This window comes from Aeromonas sp. R1-1, assembly GCF_040908495.1.
Classification (GTDB): domain Bacteria; phylum Pseudomonadota; class Gammaproteobacteria; order Enterobacterales; family Aeromonadaceae; genus Aeromonas; species Aeromonas veronii.
On sequence record NZ_JBFODV010000271.1, the window covers coordinates 1 to 2,998 of the forward strand.

Consider the following 2,998-nt stretch of genomic DNA (forward strand, 5'->3'; position numbering starts at 1 on the left):
TGCTCTTTAACAATCTGGAAAGCTGATTTAAAAAGTAGTTCTCAAACATTTGTTACAAGTGCTTTGGAAACTTCTTGGCGAAAACCAAATTTTATTTGGTCCTTGTTGTACAGCAACAAGTTGCGTTGTTTCGACGACACTTCTTGGGGTTGTATGGTTAAGTGACTAAGCGTACATGGTGGATGCCTTGGCAGTCAGAGGCGATGAAGGACGTACTAACCTGCGATAAGCTGTGAGAAGTCGGTAAGAGACGCTATTACTCACAGATTTCCGAATGGGGAAACCCACCCGAGATAACTCGGGTATCTGTTACTGAATACATAGGTAACAGAGGCGAACCGGGAGAACTGAAACATCTAAGTACCCCGAGGAAAAGAAATCAACCGAGATTCCCTCAGTAGCGGCGAGCGAACGGGGATTAGCCCTTAAGCATCTTGGAAGTTAGTGGAACGGTCCTGGAAAGGCCGGCGATACAGGGTGATAGCCCCGTACACGAAAACAACCTTGATGTGAAATCGAGTAGGGCGGGACACGTGACATCCTGTCTGAATATGGGGGGACCATCCTCCAAGGCTAAATACTCCTGACTGACCGATAGTGAACCAGTACCGTGAGGGAAAGGCGAAAAGAACCCCTGTGAGGGGAGTGAAATAGAACCTGAAACCGTGTACGTACAAGCAGTGGGAGCCCTTCGGGGTGACTGCGTACCTTTTGTATAATGGGTCAGCGACTTACATTTTGTAGCGAGGTTAACCGTATAGGGGAGCCGTAGGGAAACCGAGTCTTAACTGGGCGTCTAGTTGCAAGGTGTAGACCCGAAACCGGGTGATCTAGCCATGGGCAGGTTGAAGGTTGAGTAACATCAACTGGAGGACCGAACCCACTAACGTTGCAAAGTTAGGGGATGACCTGTGGCTGGGGGTGAAAGGCCAATCAAACTCGGAGATAGCTGGTTCTCCCCGAAAGCTATTTAGGTAGCGCCTCGGACGAATACTACTGGGGGTAGAGCACTGTTTGGGCTAGGGGGTCATCCCGACTTACCAACCCCATGCAAACTCCGAATACCAGTAAGTAATATCCGGGAGACACACGGCGGGTGCTAACGTCCGTCGTGAAGAGGGAAACAACCCAGACCGCCGGCTAAGGTCCCAAAGTTCTGGTTAAGTGGGAAACGATGTGGGAAGGCTCAGACAGCTAGGATGTTGGCTTAGAAGCAGCCATCATTTAAAGAAAGCGTAATAGCTCACTAGTCGAGTCGGCCTGCGCGGAAGATGTAACGGGGCTCAAACCAGGCACCGAAGCCGCGGATTCACACTTATGTGTGAGTGGTAGGGGAGCGTTCTGTAAGTCTGCGAAGGTGTATCGAGAGGTATGCTGGAGATATCAGAAGTGCGAATGCTGACGTAAGTAACGATAAAGGGGGTGAAAAGCCTCCTCGCCGGAAGACCAAGGGTTCCTGTCCAACGTTAATCGGGGCAGGGTGAGTCGACCCCTAAGGCGAGGCCGAAAGGCGTAGTCGATGGGAAGCAGGTTAATATTCCTGCACGACTTGTAATTGCGATGGGGGGACGGAGAAGGCTAGGTGGGCCAGGCGACGGTTGTCCTGGTGAAAGTGCGTAGGTGGTGTTTCTAGGCAAATCCGGAGACACAACACTGAGACACGAGACGAACACACTACGGTGTGGAAGCCATTGATGCCCTGCTTCCAGGAAAAGCCTCTAAGCTTCAGATTACAAGTCATCGTACCCCAAACCGACACAGGTGGTCGGGTAGAGAATACCAAGGCGCTTGAGAGAACTCGGGTGAAGGAACTAGGCAAAATAGAACCGTAACTTCGGGAGAAGGTTCGCTCTTGATGGTGAAGTCCCTTGCGGATGGAGCTGTCGGGAGTCGCAGTGACCAGATGGCTGGGACTGTTTATCAAAAACACAGCACTCTGCAAACACGAAAGTGGACGTATAGGGTGTGACACCTGCCCGGTGCCGGAAGGTTAATTGATGGGGTTAGCGCAAGCGAAGCTCTTGATCGAAGCCCCGGTAAACGGCGGCCGTAACTATAACGGTCCTAAGGTAGCGAAATTCCTTGTCGGGTAAGTTCCGACCTGCACGAATGGTGTAACCATGGCCATGCTGTCTCCACCCGAGACTCAGTGAAATCGAATTCGCCGTGAAGATGCGGTGTACCCGCGGCTAGACGGAAAGACCCCGTGAACCTTTACTACAGCTTGGCACTGAACATTGAACCTACATGTGTAGGATAGGTGGGAGGCTTTGAAGGCGTGACGCCAGTTGCGCTGGAGCCGTCCTTGAAATACCACCCTTGTATGTTTGATGTTCTAACGCAGGGCCCTGAATCGGGCTCGCGGACAGTGCCTGGTGGGTAGTTTGACTGGGGCGGTCTCCTCCCAAAGAGTAACGGAGGAGCACGAAGGTTGGCTAATCCTGGTCGGACATCAGGAGGTTAGTGCAATGGCATAAGCCAGCTTAACTGCGAGACGGACAGGTCGAGCAGGTACGAAAGTAGGTCATAGTGATCCGGTGGTTCTGAATGGAAGGGCCATCGCTCAACGGATAAAAGGTACTCCGGGGATAACAGGCTGATACCGCCCAAGAGTTCATATCGACGGCGGTGTTTGGCACCTCGATGTCGGCTCATCACATCCTGGGGCTGAAGTCGGTCCCAAGGGTATGGCTGTTCGCCATTTAAAGTGGTACGCGAGCTGGGTTCAGAACGTCGTGAGACAGTTCGGTCCCTATCTGCCGTGGGCGTTGGATGATTGAAGGGAGTTGCTCCTAGTACGAGAGGACCGGAGTGAACGAACCTCTGGTGTTCGGGTTGTCACGCCAGTGGCACTGCCCGGTAGCTAAGTTCGGAATCGATAACCGCTGAAAGCATCTAAGCGGGAAGCGAGCCCTGAGATGAGTCATCCCTGACCCCTTGAGGGTCCTAAAGGGCCGTTGGAGACCACAACGTTGATAGGTGGGGTGTGTAAGCGCAG

Annotated in this window: 1 rRNA gene; it reads left to right on the top strand. The window is 52.5% G+C overall.

The features are described from left to right. Window positions 1-155: 155 nt before the first annotated feature. A 23S ribosomal RNA gene (locus AB5Y92_RS18265) occupies window positions 156-2,998 on the top strand; the annotation flags it as partial.